Source organism: Bradyrhizobium sp. CCGUVB23 (assembly GCF_024199885.1).
Taxonomy (GTDB): domain Bacteria; phylum Pseudomonadota; class Alphaproteobacteria; order Rhizobiales; family Xanthobacteraceae; genus Bradyrhizobium.
In genome coordinates, this window is record NZ_JANADQ010000001.1 from 1661432 (window position 1) to 1683677 (window position 22246).

General features: G+C 59.8%; 9 protein-coding genes and 2 pseudogenes. 6 read left to right on the top strand and 5 right to left on the bottom strand.

Annotation, left to right across the window (positions count from 1 at the left end; all coding sequences use genetic code 11):
- Window positions 1-184 precede the first annotated feature (184 nt).
- Window positions 185-922 (bottom strand): DUF1521 domain-containing protein, encoded by a 738-nt coding sequence (locus tag NLN62_RS07825; protein ID WP_254108283.1) that lies wholly within the window; start codon window positions 920-922, stop codon window positions 185-187.
- 1139 nt (window positions 923-2061) lie between these two features.
- Here NLN62_RS07825 and NLN62_RS07830 point away from each other — a divergent pair.
- Window positions 2062-3519 carry an IS4 family transposase gene (locus tag NLN62_RS07830; RefSeq protein ID WP_254108284.1) on the top strand — a complete coding sequence of 486 codons (1458 nt, stop codon included), beginning with the start codon at window positions 2062-2064 and terminating at the stop codon, window positions 3517-3519.
- Between the two features lie 583 nt (window positions 3520-4102).
- On the opposite strand, the gene NLN62_RS07835 is transcribed toward NLN62_RS07830, so the two are convergent.
- A complete protein-coding gene (locus NLN62_RS07835) occupies window positions 4103-4309 on the bottom strand; it encodes a hypothetical protein (protein ID WP_254103650.1) in 207 nt (68 codons plus the stop codon).
- 1381 nt (window positions 4310-5690) lie between these two features.
- Here NLN62_RS07835 and NLN62_RS07840 point away from each other — a divergent pair.
- From NLN62_RS07840 to NLN62_RS07855, 4 genes are all read left to right on the top strand, one after another.
- Window positions 5691-5900, top strand: a complete 210-nt coding sequence (locus NLN62_RS07840) for a hypothetical protein (RefSeq protein ID WP_254108285.1) — start codon at window positions 5691-5693, stop codon at window positions 5898-5900.
- Between the two features lie 419 nt (window positions 5901-6319).
- Window positions 6320-6832, top strand: a complete 513-nt coding sequence (locus NLN62_RS07845) for a hypothetical protein (protein WP_254108286.1) — start codon at window positions 6320-6322, stop codon at window positions 6830-6832.
- Window positions 6833-6956: 124 nt separating this feature from the next.
- Window positions 6957-7313: a DUF6788 family protein gene (locus NLN62_RS07850; protein ID WP_371933107.1), complete on the top strand. Its 357-nt coding sequence runs from the start codon at window positions 6957-6959 to the stop codon at window positions 7311-7313.
- 1 nt (window position 7314) lies between these two features.
- Window positions 7315-8721 carry an ISNCY family transposase gene (locus tag NLN62_RS07855; protein WP_254108288.1) on the top strand — a complete coding sequence of 469 codons (1407 nt, stop codon included), beginning with the start codon at window positions 7315-7317 and terminating at the stop codon, window positions 8719-8721.
- 126 nt (window positions 8722-8847) lie between these two features.
- On the opposite strand, the pseudogene NLN62_RS07860 reads toward NLN62_RS07855, so the two are convergent.
- Window positions 8848-9108 (bottom strand): annotated as a pseudogene (locus tag NLN62_RS07860) (IS630 family transposase); the annotation flags it as partial.
- Window positions 9109-9866: 758 nt separating this feature from the next.
- Here NLN62_RS07860 and NLN62_RS07865 point away from each other — a divergent pair.
- Window positions 9867-11834, top strand: a complete 1968-nt coding sequence (locus NLN62_RS07865; protein WP_254108289.1) for an NEL-type E3 ubiquitin ligase domain-containing protein — start codon at window positions 9867-9869, stop codon at window positions 11832-11834.
- 313 nt (window positions 11835-12147) lie between these two features.
- Here NLN62_RS07865 and NLN62_RS07870 read toward each other — a convergent pair.
- Both NLN62_RS07870 and xopAD read right to left on the bottom strand, forming a co-directional pair.
- Window positions 12148-12938 (bottom strand): annotated as a pseudogene (locus NLN62_RS07870) (SMP-30/gluconolactonase/LRE family protein).
- 117 nt (window positions 12939-13055) lie between these two features.
- Window positions 13056-21425, bottom strand: coding sequence for a XopAD/skwp family type III secretion system effector (xopAD, locus tag NLN62_RS07875; protein WP_254108290.1), 8370 nt, complete (start codon window positions 21423-21425; stop codon window positions 13056-13058).
- Between the last annotated feature and the right edge of the window lie 821 nt (window positions 21426-22246).

The following is a 22246-nucleotide window of genomic DNA, read 5'->3' on the forward strand; positions in this document are numbered from 1 at the left end:
AACAGGGACTACTCGGACAGGCTCCTAGAGCACTGACAGCCGAGATCATCAACGATGTGAGAGCGGCGATAATGGTAGATGCGCCGCCGCACCCTGCCTTCATCCACCAACTCTTGCGCGGAGGATGAAAAAGGCGGGCGGAAGCGCCCGCTTCCATGACTAACGAACGGACTTGGATCGAACCTCAGGGCAACCGCCCATGGCGACCGATCATGCGCTCGATCCTCATATCAAGCATCAGCGTCTTGAGATCTGGCGGTGGGTCAGGGTTCTCATTGTGGTGGATAATTGCCTGATTCACCTCGCGTCCGCGGCCGTCGACCCACCCCTGATTTTCCTCATGGATTGTCTGCGAGCCATCGGGCGTCAACTGATCGAGAGTCCGCCCGGCGTTGGACTGCGTCACCTTCAGATTGTCTTTGCCATCCTTGTCGTCACCGAGCCCCTCGATAACCATGGCGTTGTCGCCGTTCGTAATAGTAAGCTTCGAGGAGATGGTTTTGCCGTTACCGTAAACGACGGTGTTCACGGTGATCTTTGTGCCGTCATCGAGCTGCAGGGTCATGTCTTTCTTGAAATCGAAATCGTCCCTGCCGTCGCCATTGGCATCGACGTGAGGATCGCCGTGGATCTTCGTGACATGGCCGGTCTCGTTGTTACGAACCATCCAGGTGCCGTCATTCTCCTTGGCTGTGATCGTGTCCTTGTCGCCAAGGTTGATCGTGGCCTTGCCGTCCTTGACCTCATGCGTCCACACCGGATCCGGCGAAGGCGGTTGGCTCTGGTACTGGTAGGCGCCCGCCGGAACACCGCCGGCATACGGCTCCAACAATGTATCGAACGTGGTATTGGCGGCCGCGCCTTCCGGCACCAAATTACTCGTCGCCGAATCGAAAGCGCCGACCACGGGAAGACCGGTCACGGGAAGATACACCATTGTAATTCACTCCTGTTGCATTGAAGTCCTGTTGCATTGAAGTAAGCGGCAGACTGCGAGCGCCACGCGCATAATCAACCGGGCACATTACTCACGAAATCTTCCGAAAGCACCGTTCGCCCGCACGTGGCGGGCGCACCATGTTTCTCGTTGCCAACGACACGAGCCTTGATGAGATGAGGCGACCCTGCCTCTCTCATCCGAGCTCCCCGGCACGTTCATATCGCGCGCATCCAACTCGCAGGGACTCTACCCGCAGCACCTGTCGAAAAACTGACGATGAGCAACGATCGACTAGCAGCTCAGCTTTCGTTACCACCCGACCGACGTGCGCCTGTGGAGCTCATGCGGGGCATGCACTACATGGGCGTGTTGCCGAACGAGGACCGGCAGCAGACGAATTTCACCATTGGTGGCGCGCCATACACGGCAACGTTGGGCCTGTCACGTAAGCAAAACGACATTCGGGTCTTCCTAACGCATCGCACGTAATGGCTGTGGACGCGACCCGTCCGACAGCCTCAACAAGGACTGAGCGAGACCGCTGACTTCGGCCGAGCCACGAGCGCCACCTTGTCGGCTGGGGAAGATGTCCTCACGGGGATAGCAAAACGGGATGTGGCGCGATGCGCGGCAGAGATCCGTATTGAATTCGATGGCCGTCCAATTCTCCCCGACCGTTGTCAGAATTTGCCTTACCTAACCTTGGACTGTCGCCTCAAGTTCTCCTCTCACTCTCGGCTTTGCGGGAAATCGGTCGATCAAGCCGATACTGACTTCTCCAACCAAGGGGATCGTATTCCGGGAGTTACCACCATTTGATCCTCATCGCTTAGACGATCTTCCATGCCTAAAAGGCTGAGCCCCACAGCATTGTGGCTCGACACGTCCGTCAGATCTCAGCTCGAGCACAACCGATAGATGTTGGTGGTTGCAACCGATCCCCCGTTGTCAGAGGATTGCTCGCCGATAGACCCGTTCGGATGTCGCTGTAAGCTCTGGTGCAACCTTTCAATTACCCATAACTTTGACCACTCGGGCTGATCCGCTGATCGGCAAAATCTTGAGTCGAAAGAATCACTTGTGATTCCTTGCTGAGCACCTGATTCGCGAGGGGGTGCTCTATGGGGCTGACATTAAGGGATCGATCGGCAAAAGGCCGTTTGCGGTCCTTGGAAGGCGAATGTTGGATTGATCGAGAGAGTAGTGGATGCGAGTTTAGGGACGCGCGGCTCGGCGACAGATTCCGCAAACTGCTCACGCAGATTGGAAGCGCCATGGGACAAAGCATTCCGCTCGTCTGCCAGGATTGGGCGAATACCAAGGCAGCCTACCGCTTCTTCTCCAATGACCGGGTCAGCGAAGCGGACATTCTGGCCGGCCATTTCCAATCGACACGTGATCGTACCGCCGCTGCTGAAGGTCTCGTTCTTGTGCTGCACGACACAACGGAGTTTAGCTATCAACGCGAGAAGTCAGAAGCGATCGGCATCACCAAGAGCATAAACAGTGGGCGGGATAAGGCGGGTCGCCTCAGATCGCACACGGTTTGCGGCATCCTGATGCATTCGAGCCTCGCGGTTACAATCGAGGGTGTGCCGCTGGGGTTGGCGGCCGTTAAGTTCTGGACCCGGAAGAAATTCAAGGGGACGGCAGCGCTTAAAAAGAAGATCAATCCGACCCGGATTCCCATCGAGAAAAAGGAAAGCGTCCGGTGGTTGGAAAATCTCAAGCAGTCTACGCAACTCGTGGATCATCCGGGACGATGCATCCATATCGGTGATCGCGAGAGTGACATCTACGAGCTTTTCTGCGCAGCACAGGAGATCGGAACTCATTTCCTGATCAGGACCTGCGTCGACCGCTTGGCTGGAGACGGGGATCACACGATCGCTGACGAAATGGACGAGGTCGCCGTCAAAGGGCTCCATCGCATCGAAGTCAGAGACAGCAACGGCGATCCCGACCAGGCCGTTCTTGAGATCCGGTATCGCAAGATACGCATCCTGCCACCGATCGGAAAGCAGAAGCGCTATCCCGCTCTGACCCTGACGGTGATCCATGCCGAAGAGCGCGGGACGCCGAAAAACAGAAAGAAGATCGATTGGAAGCTGATCACCGACCTGCCGGTTGGTTCCCGCACCGACGCCATTGAGAAGCTCGAATGGTATGCTTTGAGATGGAAGATCGAGGTGTTCCACAAGATCCTCAAATCGGGCTGCAAAGCTGAGGAGTCGAAGCTCCGGACCGCCCAGCGTCTGACCAATCTGATCTCACTGTTTTGCATCCTGAGTTGGCGGGTCTTCTGGATGACAATGCTCAACCGTTCCGCCCCAGACGCGCCACCAACCCTCGCGTTGACTGCGACTGAAATCGGTGTGCTCGATCGCCTCGCCAACGACAAACCAAAAGCAAGACAGAAAACGCTCTCGCACTATCTGATCAAGATCGCCCGGCTTGGCGGTTATCTCGCCCGCGCCAGCGATCCGCCGCCCGGCAATACCGTCATGTGGCGCGGGCTGTCACGCCTCACCGACATCGCGCTGGGCGCCATGGTCGGAGGAGAATTTGTGGGTAATTGAAAGTGGTGCAACCCCACTAACGCGCCCGTCCGAAGTAGACAGCATTGTTCATGTATTTCTCCTAGAGCGAAGACCTGCAAACCTGTTCGTTGGGGTGTTTCATGAAGAGACGAGAGAGCGATGATAGATTTGATTTTAGAGCCGGTGGGGCACCCTCTACGACACCCAAACGATCAAGAGCTAAGAAGCTGACAGCAACAATGAAACGACGCGCTTTGAAAACTCGGAAACCCGAGCAGAAGCGCTCCCCCGTTTCGTGAACGAAACTGAATACTCGAGAGGCCTCGGAGGTTGTCGAAGCGCAATCAGACGTCGTTGAACCGCCTTATGGTTGAGGCACGGTTTCGGGAGTCACTTTTCGAATGAGAATACTTCTACTTCTCTTCGCGGCGCTTTCAATCATGATGGCCGCACATGGGCCGCGCCAGGATGTTTTTGTGCCGCGCTCGACCGCGCCCTTGCCTCCAGTCAACGTGCCCTAGCCGCTGATCCTATCTGAGACATTGACGCTGAACACGAAAGCAACGCGTCGAAGGTCGGGAAAGACCCAGTAGGCGCGCCGATCAACGTCGCTCGGCTTAATTTACTTGAAAGTATCGACGGCTGGCCCTTCGCCCCCTCGTTCAGAACCCTGCAAGAGGACATCTTCTTCGAGTAACGCGACGAAACGCGTGCCATACGCGTCGATTGATCCGAACACAAGTGGATCGTTGACTTTCCGTTCGGCGTAATAGATCACAAGCTCTAGAATGGAACGGCCTGAAATTTGTAAGTGCTTTCCACCATCCATCAGCATCTCGTCGATCTCACGGCACCATCTTGCTCGGAGACGGCCACAGCAAGGGATGCAACCAGCATTGCTCCTCGATCTCAAAGAAGAGGCTCGGCGCCTCGCCCGGATCACGCACGAGCAGGTCTAGTCTCGTCCTGATCGAGGCCGAAGAACTGACCGAACAAAAAGCCACAGCCCGGCGGCGTCCGGCGCTCATCCAAGACGAGATGCGCCGGATCCAAGATGAGGTCGGTGAGAGCGAGGCAGCCGCGTGGCGCACGCACCGCGAGACGCAACGCTTCGGCCGGCCGCGAGCGCGTGAGGTTCTTTGCCTTGCTGATTTTCGCCGTTCGATAAGCGGCGCTCGCGCTATAACGCCAGCGGTGCGACCGTCCTGCAATTCGAGAGGCTATGCCGTCACAACGGTGGAAAAATCGGCACGCGGTGCGTCGCCGTGGAACGTGCACCGCGTGCCGCCGAAGCTCGTGCCAGTGCGCGGGCGACCAGCCCGCCGATACTGGTCGCCTCTTCCACGAGCATCAGTATGTCGCGTATGCCGCATCCACCTGACGAGAAGCTGACGGGGCGGCCACTTGCATCTGTCTGGTCCGGAGGCAGCCATGGCCATAACTGAGCTGTACGAGACCTATTGCGCGCTGGAGGTGCAAATCACGCGTTCGGCAGCGGCGCGCCGAGATCGAGGAGTCGATCTGCGCGCGGATCACGGTGAGACCTGCATCGGCGATCTTGTGTTTCGCGTCTTCCAAGTCTCGATTGCGGGCCGCCGGCTGTCTTCTTTTCGAGTGACGCGGCATCTGCCTCCGCCGCCGGATGAGAGCGCGGGGGTTCGGCTTCTCACGAACGCGGGCCGATTTGCTAGGCTAGCACAGGCCAATGAGCAAAGAGCGTTGGATCGCGCAAACAGGTCCTGCGGATCCAATCCTCTGCCCGCCGGCGCTGTCGCTTGAGGCGCTTGTATTTAGCCACCGCCCAACGCGCGAGGCGTCGGTTCAGATAGCGCAGCGTCGGGTAGGCGTTCATCTCGAACTCTCCTTTCCTATGCTGCTGCAGCACACGCTCAATGGCTGGCCTGCATGTTCCCCTGCCGACGCTTCGCCAGCGCCCTCTCGGACGCTGCCGCACGGCTCGGGGCCGATGTGAGGCGCTACTCCTTGGTCGTAATGGACTCTCACCATCTATTCCTTGCCGGCCTCCCGGCGCACACTCGGTCAGACTAAGCCGTTGATATGTTTTGCCTTGTTAGGTGTTGCCTACGTTTTGTTCACGGTGGTTCACCCAATACGTTGCCATTTCGCGGCGTTCTGAAGATGATGTAACCTTGAGGGCCCACTCGCCGGCGTTTCGGTTACGTTTTTGACCAGATTGTCAGGAGACGAGTATGTCCGCCCGCACCCAAAGCGCCGGTACCTCGCGCGCTGAGTTCATGCGAGCCGCGAACGACGAGCTAACCAAGTTCGAGCGCCGCGAGCGTGAGTTTCGGAAGAACGACCGCGACGAACGGGCCAAAACGTTGCAGTTGCCGGTGGAAAAGTACGACACTGAAGATTGGCGCGCACGGAAACCATCAAGCCTACTTCATCGAACCTGAGACCGCGCGCTCTCGGTGCGACATGAACATGTCTCAACACGACAGCAGTGCGGACAGGCGTCTGTCTGACGTGGTGGTCTTGCTGCAGGGTGGCATCGACACTCGCTGTAGGAACGGAATAGGGAAACGGCACGAGCAAGAGGTTGAAGGCATGATGTTCTGACTCCCGGCCGAGTTCGTCGGCGATATGCCAATACGTAGTTACATTGGCGATCGACGGCAACAGAGCGAGGTGGCGAGTGAGGGAGCGAAGCGTGCAGCCGACGGCATCGATCCGCGCCGTCATCCGTCGGCACAGGACCTCGAAATCCTGCACACCCATCTGTGGCCAACGCCGTAGCGGGATCGGATTAGCCGCCGCGCCGAGCAGCGGAATAACGGGCTCCGAGCCGACTCCGCCTGGTCGACCGACGACGACGTTGTCCGCCGCCACGGCTTTTGCTGAGGAATTGCTGGCAGTTCCGTCGGCCGAGTTGGAAATCGTGCGCGCGGAATCTTTCGTCGAGAAATCCGCCGGGGCCGCCGAGCAAGCCGCAAGCGATCGCGTAGCGTTCGAGCGGAACCCGCGCTTCCACCGTGGCCGGCGCCTCGATCCGGGGAACGCGGCGCAGCGGCGCAATCAGGAAACGGCTGAAGTCGCGTCCGTCGACGGCGGGAGCGAGATCAGAAGCGCGAAAGCGCGCCTGGTTGAGCAGCGCCGGCAACAGCGCGCGGACGATCGCGGTGAGCGCGGGAGAAGGCGAGCCTACAGGCAGGAAATTCGGCGGCTCGGGAAACGGCGCCACCATTATGTTCGTCCGTTCGACGGTCGTGCCATCTGTCGGAGCGCGCGACGATCCCCCGATCAATGCGAACTGTGCGTAGTCGAACGGGTTGTTGTTGACGATGCCGCCGTCGAGGCTCTGGAAGTTGAAGGTACCACACTGACCTAGCTACTTTCCGGCGCAAAATTTGGTCTGGTTAGCCTTTGAATAGAATCGGCCGGTGGGCTGAAAACTGCAAGGTCGGACGGAATTGCAGTTGACGTTGGTCGCTGCCGCTGATTCATTCTTGCGGATGAAACGCGCGCAAGCTCTCCGGGCCCGCCAGAAGCTGGCCGGCAAATTGCCGGTCACCGGCGAGATTCTGCGTGGCTCGCTGCTGGAGCGTACTGTCCGACATACCAAAGATTGCCCGAAATGCGCGCGCGGCGAAGGGCACCAGGTCTTCGTGCTGACGGTGAGCTACGCCGGTGGACGAACCCGGCAAATCAGTGTGCGCCGCGAACGGGTTCCCGAGGTTCGCCGCTGGCTCGACAATTATCAGAAGCTGAAGGAGGCGATCGAGACGATCTGCGAGCTCAATCACGATTTGCTGCGTCCGGAGAGAGCCGCGACAAAGCGCCGAGCACGCGGGGGCAAGAGCTGTGATTAAGATGCGGCGGGCGCAGCTGAGCTTCGGCGACGGACTGATCACTGAGGAAGTGAGCGATCTTCGTGAAGACTGGATGACACACGCCGACCAAGTGCTGGCGGACGAACAAATCGTAGCTGCCGTGTACGAAGCGTTGGCGAAGCGGCATCCCAAGAGTCGCAGCCGCGGCCGACCGGGCGCTCCAGCCGAAGTGGTGCTCCGCTTGTTGATTCTCAAGCACATCCGTAACTGGAGCTATGGCGTGCTGGAGCGCGAAGTGCGCGCCAATCTGGTGTACCGGGACTTCACCCGCGTCGGCGCCGCCAAGACGCCCGATGCCAAGACCATGGGGCGCTGGGGCGTGGCGGTGGGGCCGGACGTGGTCAAACAGATTCACGAAAGGCTGGTAAAGCTCGCACGAGACAAGGGGGTGACGGAAGGGCGCAGAATGCGCGTGGATACAACGGTGGTGGAGACCAACATCCACTATCCGACCGACTCGAGCTTGTTGGGAGACGGTGTTCGGGTGCTGATCCGCACCATGAAGAAGATCACAACGATCGCTGGCGAGGTCGGAGCCGCGCTGTCCGACCGTAGCCGGACCGTGAGGCTGCGGGTGCTGGACATCGCGCGCGCGGCGCGCTCCAAAGCCAAGCAGAGCCGGGAGAAGCTCACGCGGGCGTATGGCAAACTGCTCAGTTCGACCAGCCGGGTGGTGGGACAGGCGAAGCGGTTCTCCAAGGAGATCGCCGAACGAGTGAAGCGCGCCTCGAGCGCCCGCAAGCAGCTGATGCTGGAGGGCCTGCGTCAGGAACTCGATGCGATGGTGCCGCTCATCAAGCAGGTGATGAAGCAGACCAGAGCGCGCATCTTCCGTGGTGATACGCGCTCTGAAGGCAAGATCCTCAGCCTGTTCGAGCCATCGACAGAAGTCATTCGCAAGGGCAAAGCGGGCAAGCCCAACGAGTTCGGCAAGATGGTGAAACTACAGGAGGCCGAAAACCAGATCGTGATCGACTATGAAGTCTACGCTCAGCGACCGCACGATTCGGAGCTGCTGATTGCAGCCATCGAAACGCATCAAACGATGCTCGGACGTGCGCCACGCCTCGTGGCGGCAGACGCCGCCTTTTACTCCGCAAAGAATGAGGCAGCCGCGAAAGCGAAAGGCGTCAGACGCGTCTGCATCCCCAACCGCTCAACCAAGAGCATTGAACGCAGGTGCGAGCAGAAAAAGCGCTGGTTCCGTAACGGCCAAAAATGGCGGACCGGATGCGAGGGCCGCATCAGCGTAGCCAAGCGGCGACATGGGCTTAACCGTTGCCGCTACAAAGGCGAGGCCGGCATGAAGCGTTGGGTCGGCCTCGGTGTCGTCGCCGACAACATCGTCAATATCGGCCGTGCAATGGAAAAGCGGACCGCCCCATAGACAGCCTCGCCATCTGACTCTGCAACACTCCGCCGGTCACCTCCGGCGACTTTTGCGTTGCCGGACGCCCTCGGCCACTCTCTCCAAAACATCAATTTTGCGCCGGAAAGTAGCTAGTACCCGGAATCAGAGCTGAGTGACACGGCGGTCTTTGAACCGGCGTTGACGGACCTTTTTCTTGGTCCAGACGAAGGGCACTGCTTTGTCGTTGTATGCATTGATGTAGGCATCGATGTGTAGCTCGAGCTGTTTCAGGCTTGTGAAGGAGGCACCGCTGAGCGACTGCCCCTGCAAGATCGAGAACGATACCTCGACCTGATTGAGCCAGGACGCGCTTGTCGGCGTGAAATGAAATTGCACATTGGGATGGGCCTTGAGCCAGGGCTCTCGTGTTTGTCCAGTTTCCGACAGCGGCGGCGAGAATGGCTGTCGGATTAAAAATACGGCCGCCGTCTCCCGCGTGCGACTTGTTCCGAACAAGATCGGCAGCCGCAATGCGAAGGACGGGGCCAGCGTGGCCGTCATCGAATTATTGGTAGCATTGAGCAAGCGCCCACGCCCACGATTTCAACTACATTTGAAACTAACAATGAACGCCGATCTCGCAAAAGGAGCGAACCCGATCGTTGGCGCATTCAGCAAACGTCGGGCTACGCGCACCAGGCTGTTCGTCAGTCCCGTTGGTTCGAGATCGGGAAATTATGAGCACGAAGGAATGGTTATTGCATTGACTTCACGCCCCCCGACTTGGGTGCAGTGTCGATCCATCCATATTGCTGAAGTGTATGCAATCAAACAGGAGGGAACGATCCGAGAAGCTTGTCGTCGTTTCAATTCGAGGACCCGGACCTGGTGCTGACATGCTGCGTCTGGCTGCAGCTGTTCTGAGCGCGAATGAGGCGGCATGTTCGATAGCCCCCATGATAGCAACCGGAGCCTTGATTTCGAACGCTTCATCATTCGTCGACACGCATTGCCGGGTTCGACAAACGTCGTTCCGGCGCATTTCTCCTGATTTTGGCTTTCGCAGAGAGGTGGTTGATGAACACAGCACGAGCCCAGCGGGTCGCTGGCAATAGTTCCGACGCTTCCGAACGAGACGCCAGCGAGCTCTCAACCGGCGCGCGGCACACAGGATCGACGCCTTGACCGGGGCGCGCGCGAGCCTCGATGCCTGGCCGGCCAGCGAACCATCACTGGACGAAATCCTTGACGCCTGGGCTAGCGCGGACGGGCAGAGCGAAGTCGAGGACCGGCAAGAGGCGGCAAGACGGACGAGGACTTGGCAGACGGCTGGCGATGTGGACGGGCCGCTGAATCTGTCACGGCTGTCCTTGACGGCCTTGCCCACCGCGTTCCCGGAGGAACTCCAGGAGCTCAATGTCGGCAACAACGTGCTGACCACTTTGCCTGCCGCGCTTCCGGCAGTGCTCCAGACGCTCAGGCGCAACGTCAATCAGATCGTCGGCGCGCCCTCCTACCTTCCGGCTGCGCTCCGAAGCCTCTCTGCCAATCACAACGCGCTGAGCAGCCTGCCCGATGCCCTCCCGGCGGGGCTCCAGGAACTCGATGTGCGCGTTAACCATCTGACCAGCCTGCCCGACACTCTGCCGGCGCCGCTCTCGCGTCTCGTGGTCGGAAACAACCAGCTGACCAGCCTGCCGGCAATGCTCCCAGCCGGGTTGCGGGCGCTCTATGTCCACCACAATCGACTGACTGGTCTGCCCGACACTCTCCCGGCTGGGCTTGTATGGCTGGATGCCGGTCGTAATCAGCTGACCAGCCTGCCCGAGCCCCTCCCAGCCGGACTCCAGACGCTCAACGTCGGCCGCAACCAGCTAACCAGCCTGCCTGACACCCTCCCGCTCCGAACGCTGCACGTGAGTCACAATCGGCTAACCAGTCTGCCTGAGACACTCTCGGCTGAGCTGCAAAACCTCGTGGTCAGCAATAATCAGCTGACCAGCCTACCGGAGACTCTTCCGGCTGGGCTGCGGACGCTCGAAGCCGCGTGCAACCGGCTGACCCACTTGCCCGAGACCTTGCCGGCTGGACTTGAATTGCTCGACGTTACGCGTAACCAACTGACCAGCTTGCCGGAAACCATGCTGACACAGCTGGGCCCTTGGTGCAGGGTTGTACTGGACGACAACCCGCTGCCCGAGCGGGTGCGGACGAACCTTGCAACAGCCATCCGTGAGCCGGGCTACGCCGGCCCTCGAATCTTCTTTTCGATCGGCGGAGAGGCGGGGCCAAGTCAGCCGCCGCCGTTGCACGCAGCCGTGGCGGATTGGGTTGGCGGCGAACCGGAGATGATCGCGACCTGGCAGGGGTTCGCCGAAGAGGCAGGAGCTCAGGAATATGCGCGCTTTCTCGACCGGCTGCGACGCACCGTGAACTATGGGAGCGCCGCGTTTCGGCAAGCGGTGTCTGTGGATCTGCAGCAGGTGGCAATGAGGCCACGATTGCGCGAGCTGTACTTCCAACAGGCCTTCGGGGCGAGCGCGAGCTGCGAAGATCGCATCACTTTGGCCTGGAACCACATGCAGAGCGCACGCCTGACCGCCGATGTCGAGGACGGGGCATATGACGATCGGCTCGACCAACTCATCGAGCAGGCTCGTGTCCTGTTCCGCTTGGGCGTACTCGACCAGATCGCCCGCGAGAAGGTCAGCTCGCTTAGGTTTGTTGACGAGATCGAGGTCTATCTCGCCTATCAGGTCAAACTGCGCGAGCGGCTGAAGTTGCAGCTCCTCGCCCCCGACATGCGCTTCTTCACCGCGTCCTATGTCACCGAGCGCGATCTCGCCGTGGCCGAGATGCGGGTGCGGCATGAGGAGGCAACGCAGTTCGATGACTATCTGGCAACCCGCTGGCAACCCTGGGAGACGGTGCTGAGCCGCATCGAACCCGAGGCTCATTCAGCGATGCAGGAACAGCTCCTCAAGGCGATGGAGGAGGAACTCCCCAACCGCGTGCAGCAACGGCTCATAGCTGATGGCCTGACTGGCGATGAGGCCGAGACACAGCTCGGAGCCTTGATCCGCGACCAGATCGCCTCTGAGATCAAGGGCGAACTGACACGCCGGGTGCGCAGGGACCGCGGCCTCTAGAATGGAGAAAGAAGCGCATAAGCGCTTCTCCTCCCCGAACCGTACGGGCAGTACAGCGCATACGGCTCTCCGTTCAGGTCTGGCCCATGCGTTCCCATTGCTCGCGATCGTTGTCCAGGGGTCGTATGATTGAACGGGAAATTCCCAGGCTTGTTGCCTAGTCAGATCAAATATTTGCACATAACGTGCGCGTTACGTCCGCCCGGCGCAAAATCGTTGAATACGCGTACACGCATGGGTCAACACCGCCGTCGGGCAACTCGCGTGAGAAAAGCGCTCGCAGCGGTGTGCCTCACGCTTATATCTTTCTGTGTTACAAACAGCAAAGGTCCGCGACCAATACCGAACCGGTTGATGATTCTGTGATGAACAATGCACCATTTGGACCCAACGCTACGTTCGTGCAGGTCGGGCCCGCGCACGATTTGATACGAGCAAGACACTCGCCATTCGGCGCGAGCACGAAGACGTGGCCGAGCGACGCATGAGCTACGAACAACCGTCCTTCGCGATCCATCGCCAGCCCATCCGGACCGCTGGTTCCAAAGAACGTGCTGAAACTACCGACCTTTGCGATTCCACCATCGCGCATCTGCGGCACGCGCCAGACGCTGTTGTCGCGCGTCGTCGCCACAAACAGGACGGTTTCATTCGGATCGAGCACCAGACCATTTGGGCTCGGCCCGTTTGAGATCAAGCATTCGAGTCGGGCGTCCAGTCGCAGGCGAAACACGCGGCCTGTCGGGTCGTGCAGCCCGGTTTGACCCAGGTCGGTGAAGTAGATGTCGCCGGTCGACGCGATATGCAGATCGTTGCAGCCCTTGAACGATTCGGAATTGCGGTGACCGATCGGCCACCCCTCATATTCGATGATCAAGGACCAGGAGCCATCCGGTGCAATCCTGAAGATCCGGCCGAAGGGAATGTCGACGACAGGTTTCCGGCAGCGTCGAACGATGGTCCTTCGATGAAGCAGTCCACCGGTTTGCCACCGCGGTTAGCGTCCGCCCAATCGGAGCGCTCCGCAGGCTGGCGAAATTTGGCCGGCATCGTCGCAAAGACACGCGTTTCGATAACCTGCGGTGGCTCGTCGAGGTACATCATGGCGACCCGTGCAGCCGCAGGCCTTCACAGCCTCCCGGAACTCCTTCCAGCTCGATCGGCTTTGCGATTGCGGAGCGCGGATGGCCGTAATGGGATTTGCATGCTTGAAGGGCGCCCTCATGGTGCCGCCTCTAACGGAGCTTGGACCTCTCTGCGTTCACCGCAAAGGTAGGCGTGCAGCGCGCTGAGGCAAGCATCCGCGCTCATGAGATCCCGCTGGCGCTGCGGGGCAATGGTGAGATCGGCAAGCTGATAGATGGGATTGCGCACTTGGACACGGTTTGTGACCGTCTTATCCTGGTCGGCGGTTTGCATCTTCGGACGCTTGGTGTTGTGCCTCAGGTTCCGCCTGATCACGTCCTCGTTGGTATTAAGCCAGATCGTGACCGCTTTCTGCCCGACATGCTGCCGGATTTCGTCGATCATGAACGTCCCATCACCGGTTGCGAGTACCGCCGGCCCTTGTTCGAGCAGCTGCCTGATCTCATTCATCTCAAGATTCCTGAAATGCGCCTCTCCATCCTCAGCAAGAATCTTAGTTATGGACTTGCCGGTCTTCGCCTCGATCTTTTTATCGGAATCCACGAAGCTCAACCCCAGTTTTTTGGCGAGTACACGGCCAAGAGTGGATTTCCCTGCGCCCATCATCCCGACGAGCACGATCGGTCGCGCGCCCAACGCGCCAAGAATCTCTGTCGCAAGCGGGGAGTGCGCCGCATGTCTCGGCGGGGCCACTTGCAACCGGCGAGCTAGGCTGGCACCACCAACTGTACTAGCCGCATCGGCCTCCCAGTGGGGAATCGCGATGGCCCCGTCGGGAATGACAACCTTGTTGCAGGCCTGTCGCACGCGCTCCAAGAGTTGCTCGGCTCTGGACTTATCCAGGGGCTCTCGACTCACGCGCTGCAGCTCCTGCAGCTTCTGCAGCTCCTTGTACGTGTCGTGATTGTTGATCTTGGCGTTGTAGCTGTCTGCCGTGTGGAACTCCACCTCGAAACGGTATCCGCCCGGCGTAGCGAGCACAGTCTTGATGCCGACGAAGGTCGGCGATCGCGCCTTGAACCAGTTGGTCGTGCTGACCTCGGTATAGCCGCTCTCTTCGAAGGCTAGAATGGCTTTCTTGAAGGCACGTGTAAAATCTTTATCAGGAAGTTCGAAGACGTGGCGTACAGCGTTGCTGATCAGCTGGGTACCGGCCTCAAACGGGGCCTGCGTGCCCACGAGCTGATCTGTCATCGACCCTTCCGATCTCAAACGCTGAGCGAGATGGGGCAGCTTCACCGGTATGTCGGCATTCCTGAGGGCTTCGGCAACCGAAGTTGCCGTCGGAGTGATGTCCTTCTCTTCGGTTTGAGCGCGGGAGGCTTCCATTTGGGCGCGCTGTGCTGCCTGCTCGCTGGTCAATGTGATTGTCGTGGCCGAATCATCGGCAGCTAGCCGTCGGCCCGAGGGTTCAGGCAGAATGCCTCGCTCCGCGGCAAGTTTAATCGATACTTGCATGACTGAAGCCGCCAGCGTCGGATTGTCTTTGAGATCGTCCAATGTCGCATCGACATCGAACTGACCGTGGCTGAGAGTAGCCGCCATGCTCTTGGTGTAGGGCACCGATTTCATCCCCGGCGTCTGTTGCAGCAGGCGCTGAAGGTAGCCGCTCTTATTCATAAAGGTGTTGGCGCCAGTGTCGGATTTATAGGCGTCAGTTCCGACCTTGATGCCAAGGCTCAGGAGATTGCTTGCACTTTGCACGAGGTCGGATGGATTGTAGCCATCTGGTCGTGGGTCGATGCGCGCAGGGTAACGATCGAGGATAAGCTGGACGCGGTCACGTGGCCGAGCCATTGCCGGATAGGTCTCCGCCAGCTCGGGGAACAGTTCGCCGAGCTGTTGACTCAATGCGAGCTGTGCCTCGCTCACGCCGGCGACTGTTTCGGGCAGGAGTTGTTCGGGCAGGCTCACGGCCCACGCCTCGAGCTCGATGAGGAGCAACTCGGCCATCTCGCGCGCGACCGGATGGTCTGCCAGTTCGATCTCGTGCCGCGCATTATCGAGCTTGTCTTGGACGTTCTGAGCGCTGACCTGCTCCTGCTCCAACAGGCTTCGGATTGCTCGCTTAAGCTCTTCGTGAATGCCTTCGTACGTGCCGAAGATGGCACGCTCGGCAAACCACTGTCGGGCTTCATGGGATTGAGCCAGAAAACCTCGCTGCAGGCCAGTATAGATTTCCAGAACATTTCGCGTGGCGGCGAGGATCTGGCTGGCGCGACCGAACTTGTAGCGACCGTCCTCAATCGCTGGGGTATGAGATTTTGGCGGCTTGAGGGAGCGCAACCCGCGCGCTTTCTCCTCTTCATCGAATTGCCTAACATGCTCGTAAAGCTGCGGCCGGTCGCCGATGATGAGCACGCTATCCCCATCGAAGTCGCCGTCAAGCTTCTTCTGTTCATTGGGCGGCACGGCAACCACCGAGCCTGAGGCAAACAATTCGGTCGCCTGGAGGATGCCGATGCAGTCGACCGGCGTGTCCACCTTCGCGCGGTCCTTGCTCTTGGTCCAGCTCGAATGGCACTTTACATCCTCGGCAGACATCACCAGCTCCCTGTCGGCGAAGTCGGCCGGCCACATCTCATCCGGCACCACGATCAGAAGTCCTTTGGCGAAGAAAGTGGGATCGTTGGCGGCCAACTCCTCCGCCGATTTCTGGGCGACATTGAAACTGTATTGGATGGTGGCGCACTTATCGAGAAATGCCCCAGTAGGATCCCCATCGGCGGCCGACCTGACCCGGTCGGCGGCGAAGGGACGGAGGTTGGGCTTGTCGTAAGGGGATCGCCCGATCAGCACGCCACCACCGCTCAACGTCTCGCTCTTGAGCGTCGGCACATGGAGACAGTCATCAGCGGACGGGATGGCGATGGCGCCCAAACCGTTGATATGCCCGGCCGTTACGGTGCGAAACAGCTCCTCTGACGTCAGCTTTTGCTCGTCCCGCCTCTCAAGCCAGCTCCTGGCCTGCTCGCGCGCCTCATCCGCGACTTGATCGCTGCGCGGATAATGCTGGAGTGCCGAGACCGGTAGGGATGATCTCCTTTCACCATAGGCAGGCACCCGGTCAGGACCTTCCTGCTCGGCAGCCCGGCGAACAGCTGGCATAACGTTGGCCACCGAGGCCCTGATGAAGCCACAGCCGTCATGCGGTCGTAACGCAATGGGGCCATCGGGCCCTCTCAGCTTGAACGGATGCTCCTCGTTGGCAGGGCGGTCCGGCAGCAGCGCCAATTTGAAGGCGCCTTCCAGCGCGTAGTCGTGAGGAGATAGACCTTTGATGGCCGGAGGCGCCGCAAAACCCCTGCGTTGAGTGTAATAATAGGCTTCTTTGAAAGGGGCCCAGGCCCGTGAGAGCTGCTCGAAGGCCGTGCCCGGGGCGGTTTCGGCATAGGGAATCGCCAGCAGCTTTCCCCCGGAAGGCTTTGCTAGCTCGCCTGGAGCTCGGGCCGCAACCTGAGACACGCTCATTCGCGGCGGCTTTAACTTGCTGCCGCCGAACAGGTCCATGCGGTATGGTACACCGTTGACGTTCACCGTACGCGCCAGCATGAAGGCGCTCGGCGTTGCTGGCAGTTGCACCGCGACCACGGGCAGGGCTCCCGAGGTCAGGCGATGAAAAATCGAATACCGTCTCTCCGGCTCCGTGGCCAATGGCCGCCCCTGCATGTCCACCACCGGCAACTGCATCAGCCCCGCGTCACCCTGCGGAGACCTTGGCGCGTGGTCCATGGCTTGCAAGACCTGATGCACGTCGAAGACAGACGCAGGATTTTGCGCCTGGATCGCCGCCGTATCCTGCTCCATGAATAAGTCCAGCGCATCTACTGGACTGTCGGCCTCGATCTGCGCGATCAGATTCCAGCTCATGCTGGAAAGATCGCCTTGAATCAGGTCGCGCGCGCCAGCCAGGATCGCTCTGGTCCCATGCTGCAGCTCATCCTGTCTGATCCGTAAATCGGGCCTCTTGCCCTCGACATACGGTGACCTGAACAATCTCTGCAGGACCGCACGAGCCTTAAGCGTCTGATAGATCGATAAGGCGGTGCAGCGGCTCGCAAGCGGGCCACGGGTCCGCTCGGCATCGCTTGCGTTCAGATGCGCCTCGATCTTGTGCTCGACCGCGGGTTGGAGATCGTTGAGCAGGTTGAGGGCCTGCCTGCGATGCCAGCGCAGCGGCCTCTCTGGGCTGCGCGCCAGCGGCAGCAAAGCAGCGCACAGATTGCCCATGGTTTCCAGATCGTTCCGCGTCATAAAATCAGGGGCTTGACGCAATTCCGAGAGCCGATTCAAGCCTGTCAGTGCGAGCAAACCGAGGTCATCAACCAGCCTAGCCTTACCCAGCGCCTTGAAGATTGTTGCGATGTGCAGAACGTCAGCCTGCCCCAGACGATCATTATCATAGTGCAGGTAGTGGGCGAGCTTGTGCAACCGATCCTTCGGCAGAGTAGCGTCCGTAATTTCCCCACTGTCCTCTGCCCCCATGATCGTTCGCGACAGAGCATTGGCGAGCATACTCAGCTGAGGCGTGGTGAACACACCGAATCGCTGCCCTCGAGCACCTAATCCGCGCGCGATGTCCATCGTGGACTGCCGGCACGCAGCCTCTTCCGGCCATTTGGTGAACCCGTTCACCAAGGTCGCCACTACCTGCGGAGCGAAATCAGAGAGCTGGCGCCGACTGGCTTCCCCGGCGATTGCGGCCGCGGCTTTGCGGCAGTCCTCCTCGTCCGGCCACTTGCTGAAGCCGTTCACCAGATTCGCCAGTCCCAGTGGTGCAAAATCAGAGAGTTCGGCGCGGCGAAGAACCTCACCCGCGATCGCAACAGTGGCGTCGCGAGAGATCGGCGATTCCGGCCATTTGCTGAAGCCGTTCACTAGGTTCGCCAGTCCTTGCGGGCTAAAATCAGAGAGTTCGGCGCGGCGAAGGACCTCACCCGCTATCGCAAACGTGGCTTGGCTAGCGTCCGGCGATTCCGGCCACTTGCTGAAACCGTTCACCAGATTAACCAGCTCCTGGCGAGTAAAATCAGAGAGTTCGGCGCGGCGAAGCACCTCATGCGCGATCGCGGCTGTGGCTTGCTGAGACCCCGGCTGATCTGGCCACTTGCTGAAACCGTTCACCAGGTTCGCCAGCTCCTGCGAAGTAAAATCAGAGAGCGATGCGGCGCGCCCAAGAACCTGCCATGCGATTGCGACCGTGGTGTCCCGACAGTCCGGTGCTTCCGGCCATTTGCTGAAACCGTTCACCAGATTAGACAAGTGCTGGTTGTTAAAATCAGAGAGCTGGGCCCAACGGCGACGGACCTCGCTGGCAACCGCTACTGTGGCTTGCTCAGACGCCGCCGCTTCTGGCCACTTGCTGAAGCCGTTCACCAAGTTCGCTAGGCCCTGCGGAGCAAAGTCAGAGAGCTGGCGGCGACGGACCTCACCTGCGATTGCGACCGTGGCGTCACGACAATCCGGTTCTTCCCGCCACTTGCTGAAACCGTTCACCAAATTAGCCAGGTGCTGGTGATTAAACTCGGAGAGCCGGGCGCCGCGGCGAAGGACCTCATGCGCGATTGCAACTATGGCTTGCTGAGACGCCGCCGCTTCTGGCCACTTGCTGAAACCGTTAACCAAGTTCGCCAGTTCGTGTGGAGCAAAATCGGAGAGCTGGCGCCGACGGATCTCCTCAGCGATTGCGACTGTCACCTCGCGACAACCCGCTGCGTTCGGCCACTTGCTGAAACCATTCACCAGATTAGTCAGGTGCTGGTGAGTAAAATCACGGAGCTGGGCGCCGCGGCGAAGGACCTCATGCGCGATCGCGTCCGCGGCTTGCTGATTTCTTGTCCCTTCCGGCCACTTGCAGAAACCGTTCACCAGGTTCACCAAGTCCTGGTGATTAAAATCAGAGAGCCCGAACTCGCCGCGCGCGGCGCGACGACGGACCTCACCGGCAATCGCTCCGGTGGCCCGGCGAGACCACTCGTTTTCCGGCCACTTAGTGAAGCCGTTCACCAGGTTTGCTAGGTCCTGCTGACGGAATTCAGAGAGCCGGGCACGGCGGTCACGACGGAGCACCTCACTGGCCATCGCGCCTGCTGCTTGGCGCGATGGCGCCTCTTCCGGCCACTTGCTGAACCCGTTCACCAATGTCGCCAGCGTCTGTCGAGAAAGATGAGATAACTGGTCGTCGCGGCCAAAGACCTCGCTGGCGATTGCGAGCGCGGCGTCGCGACAGTCCGTCCCGTCCGGCCACTTGCTGAAACCATTCACCAGGTTCGCAAGATTCTGGTGAGTAAAATCAGAGAGTTGGGCGCGGCGGCGAATAATCTCAGTGGCGATTGCGACTGTCGCTCTGTGATAGTCCGCATCGTCCGGGCATTTGCTGAACCCGTTCACCAAGTTCGCCAGCTCCTGCGGAGTAAACCGAGAGAGCCCTTGCTCGCCGGCGCGGCGAGAGAGTTCTGTGGCGATTTTGACTGTGGCTTGGCGATGAACCGCCTCTTCCGGCCATTTGCTAAAACCGTTCACCAGGTTCGCCAGCTCCTGATGACTAAATTCGGAGAACCCGAGGTCGCGGTCAGCGCGGCGAGCGACCTCACCGGCGACGGCGACCGTGGCCTGGCGAGACGCTGCCTGTTCCGGCCACTTGCTGAATCCATTTACCAACGTCGCCAGCGCCGGTTGAGTAAGATGAGACAGCTGGTCGTCGCGGCGAAAGACCTCACCGGCGATTGCGAGCGCGGCTTCGCGACAGTCCGCCCCGTCCGGCCACTTGCTGAAACCATTCACCAGGTTCGTCAGATTCTGGTAAGTGAAATCAGAGAGTTGGGCGCGGCGGCGAATAGTCTCAGTGGCGATTGCGACTGTCGCTCTGTGATAATTTCCATCGTCCGGGCATTTGCTGAACCCGTTCACCAGGTTCGCCAGCTCCTGCGGAGTAAAACCAGAGAGCCCTTGCTCGCGGGCACGGCGACAGAGTTCTATGGCGATTCTGCCTGTGGCTTGGCGATGGCCGCCCTCTTCCGGCCATTTGCTAAAGCCGTTCACCAGGTTCGCCAGGTCCTGATGATTAAAATCAGAGAGCCCCAACCCGCCGCGGTCAGCGCGGCGAGCGACTTCACTTGCAATTGCTCCGGTGGCCTGGTGACACGCCGCCTGTTCGGGCCATTTGCTGAAGCCGTTCACCAGGTTCGCCAGTTCCTGCTGACTGAATTCAGAGAGGCGGGCACGGTGGTTGCGACGAAGGACCTCACCGGCCAGCGCGCCTGCGGCTCCGCGAGAAGCGGCCTGTTCCGGCCATTTGCTGAACCCGTGCAGAAGATTCACCAGGTGCAGGTGAGTGAGTCCAGAGAGCCCGGCATGGCGATCGCGGCGGAGGACCTCGCCCGCGACAGTGGCTATGACTTGGCAAGAGACCGCCTCTTCCGGGCATTTTTCAAAACCGTTCACCAGGTTCGCCAAGTCCTGCTGATTAAAAGCAGAGAGCCCGAAGTCACTGGAAGCGCGGCGAAGGACCTCACCGCCGAGCGCGGCCATAGCGTGGCGACAATCGGCTTGTTGTGGCCACTTGCTGAAACCGTTCACAAGGTTCGCCAAGTTTTGCTGCGAAAAATCAGAGAGCCGGAAACGACGGTCGGCGCGGCGACGGACCTCACGGGCAACGGCTTGCGTGCCATCACGAGTCTCCGGCCGCTGCGTCCACTTGCTGAAACCGTTCACCAGCAACGACAAACTTTGACTATTCAGTGCCCCAAGCGCCTTGCCTTCATCGCGACAAAACTCGGCGATTCTGATCGTTCCATTGCGGCATGTCCTCGATTGCGGATACCGACCAAATGATGCAGCCAAAAGCGAAAGAGCTTTTGGCTCGACTTCGCATAACAACGCACCATGAAGCTGCGACACGCGAGCCGCGATCGCCTTGCAAGCCTCGACACCTTCCTGACCTCCGGCCTCGCGACTGACCACGTTGCATGCCGTCGCGTAGCCCCACGATTTACCGCGGCGGATATCGTCCTCGAAGCGAGGGACAAATTGACTTCTGAATTGGGAGGCGGCCTTTTGTACGAATGTTGCATGAATCGCGCCGTCAGCCCTTTGCAGCTGCTTGTCATGGTCTACCACTGCACATGAGAATCCAACGATGTCGCGGGCGAAACGAATCGCGTGCAGGGCTGCGTTGGATTGCTGTTCTGAGATTCCACTTTGCGCATGTGTGGCGACACCATCCATTCGGCGCCGTTTTGACTCTCGATCTAGGTCGGATACGGACCGCTTGCGCGAGGAAGGAGCACTTTGTCGTGAACTCCTGGACTGATCGGCACCGCGATCCTCGGCACCGGAACGCGACGAACTTTCCTCCCAATTTGGCGCGCCGCGGTGCGGCAAATGGAGAGAACCTGGCTGGTCGTCACGCACATCAACGGCGCGATCATGCTGGTCGTCACGCAACTCAACGCTGCGACCGGGCGGCATGCGGCGCCGGACATTGCTGGCCGAAGGTGGCCTTTGAGCGGACGACGCCCCCAAATCTCGATTTTCAGAGCGCAAGCCTTGCACGACAGAACTGAACGTCGAGCCATCCCCTCCACCACCAACATCTGATTCAGCACGGGACCAGTGCGCATCTGGTCCGCTGGGCGCGTTCCCAGGTCGATCAACTCCAGTCAAACTCCGCCCTCCATGCAAGCGAGAATGAGCCGAATTAGAACGTTTGGCACACACGGTGCCGCCGCGACAGCCTCAACGATTGTGTTTCGGCAGCTGATCGGAGAGGTCTCCTTACGCTGCACCGACGAGACGTGACTCGCCACAACCGGCAAGCGCGGACCGTCTCTGCACAATTGTTCGCACTGTGGCATCGAAGATATCCACTTCACCTGACGTGAAGCTGACCTGCGCACAGCCGAAAACGGAGGCAATCCGCGAGGGAGCTTGCAAAGATCGCGCGCATCGCGCCGCGTACTTGTATGCGGTCGGACCCAATGTTCGATCATGATGCAGCGATGAGCATCGCAAAAGGAAGCTCGGCAGCGGGCCCATTCTTCGGCGAGGTATATGCCCCGTCCGAGCGCGTGACGATACGCGCTTTGTGCCGCATTGCGGCACTAGTCACAGCGTAAATGATGCTGACTCGACCAACCGAAGGAGGGCGAGTGAAGAGCTACATGATTTGGCCCGTGGAACGACCTCGCGGGGTCAGCAAGCTGCTCCAGCACCTTCCATCAGACCGGCTCGTTTCATACTCCTCGTCGTGCCATCCGAGCGCAGTC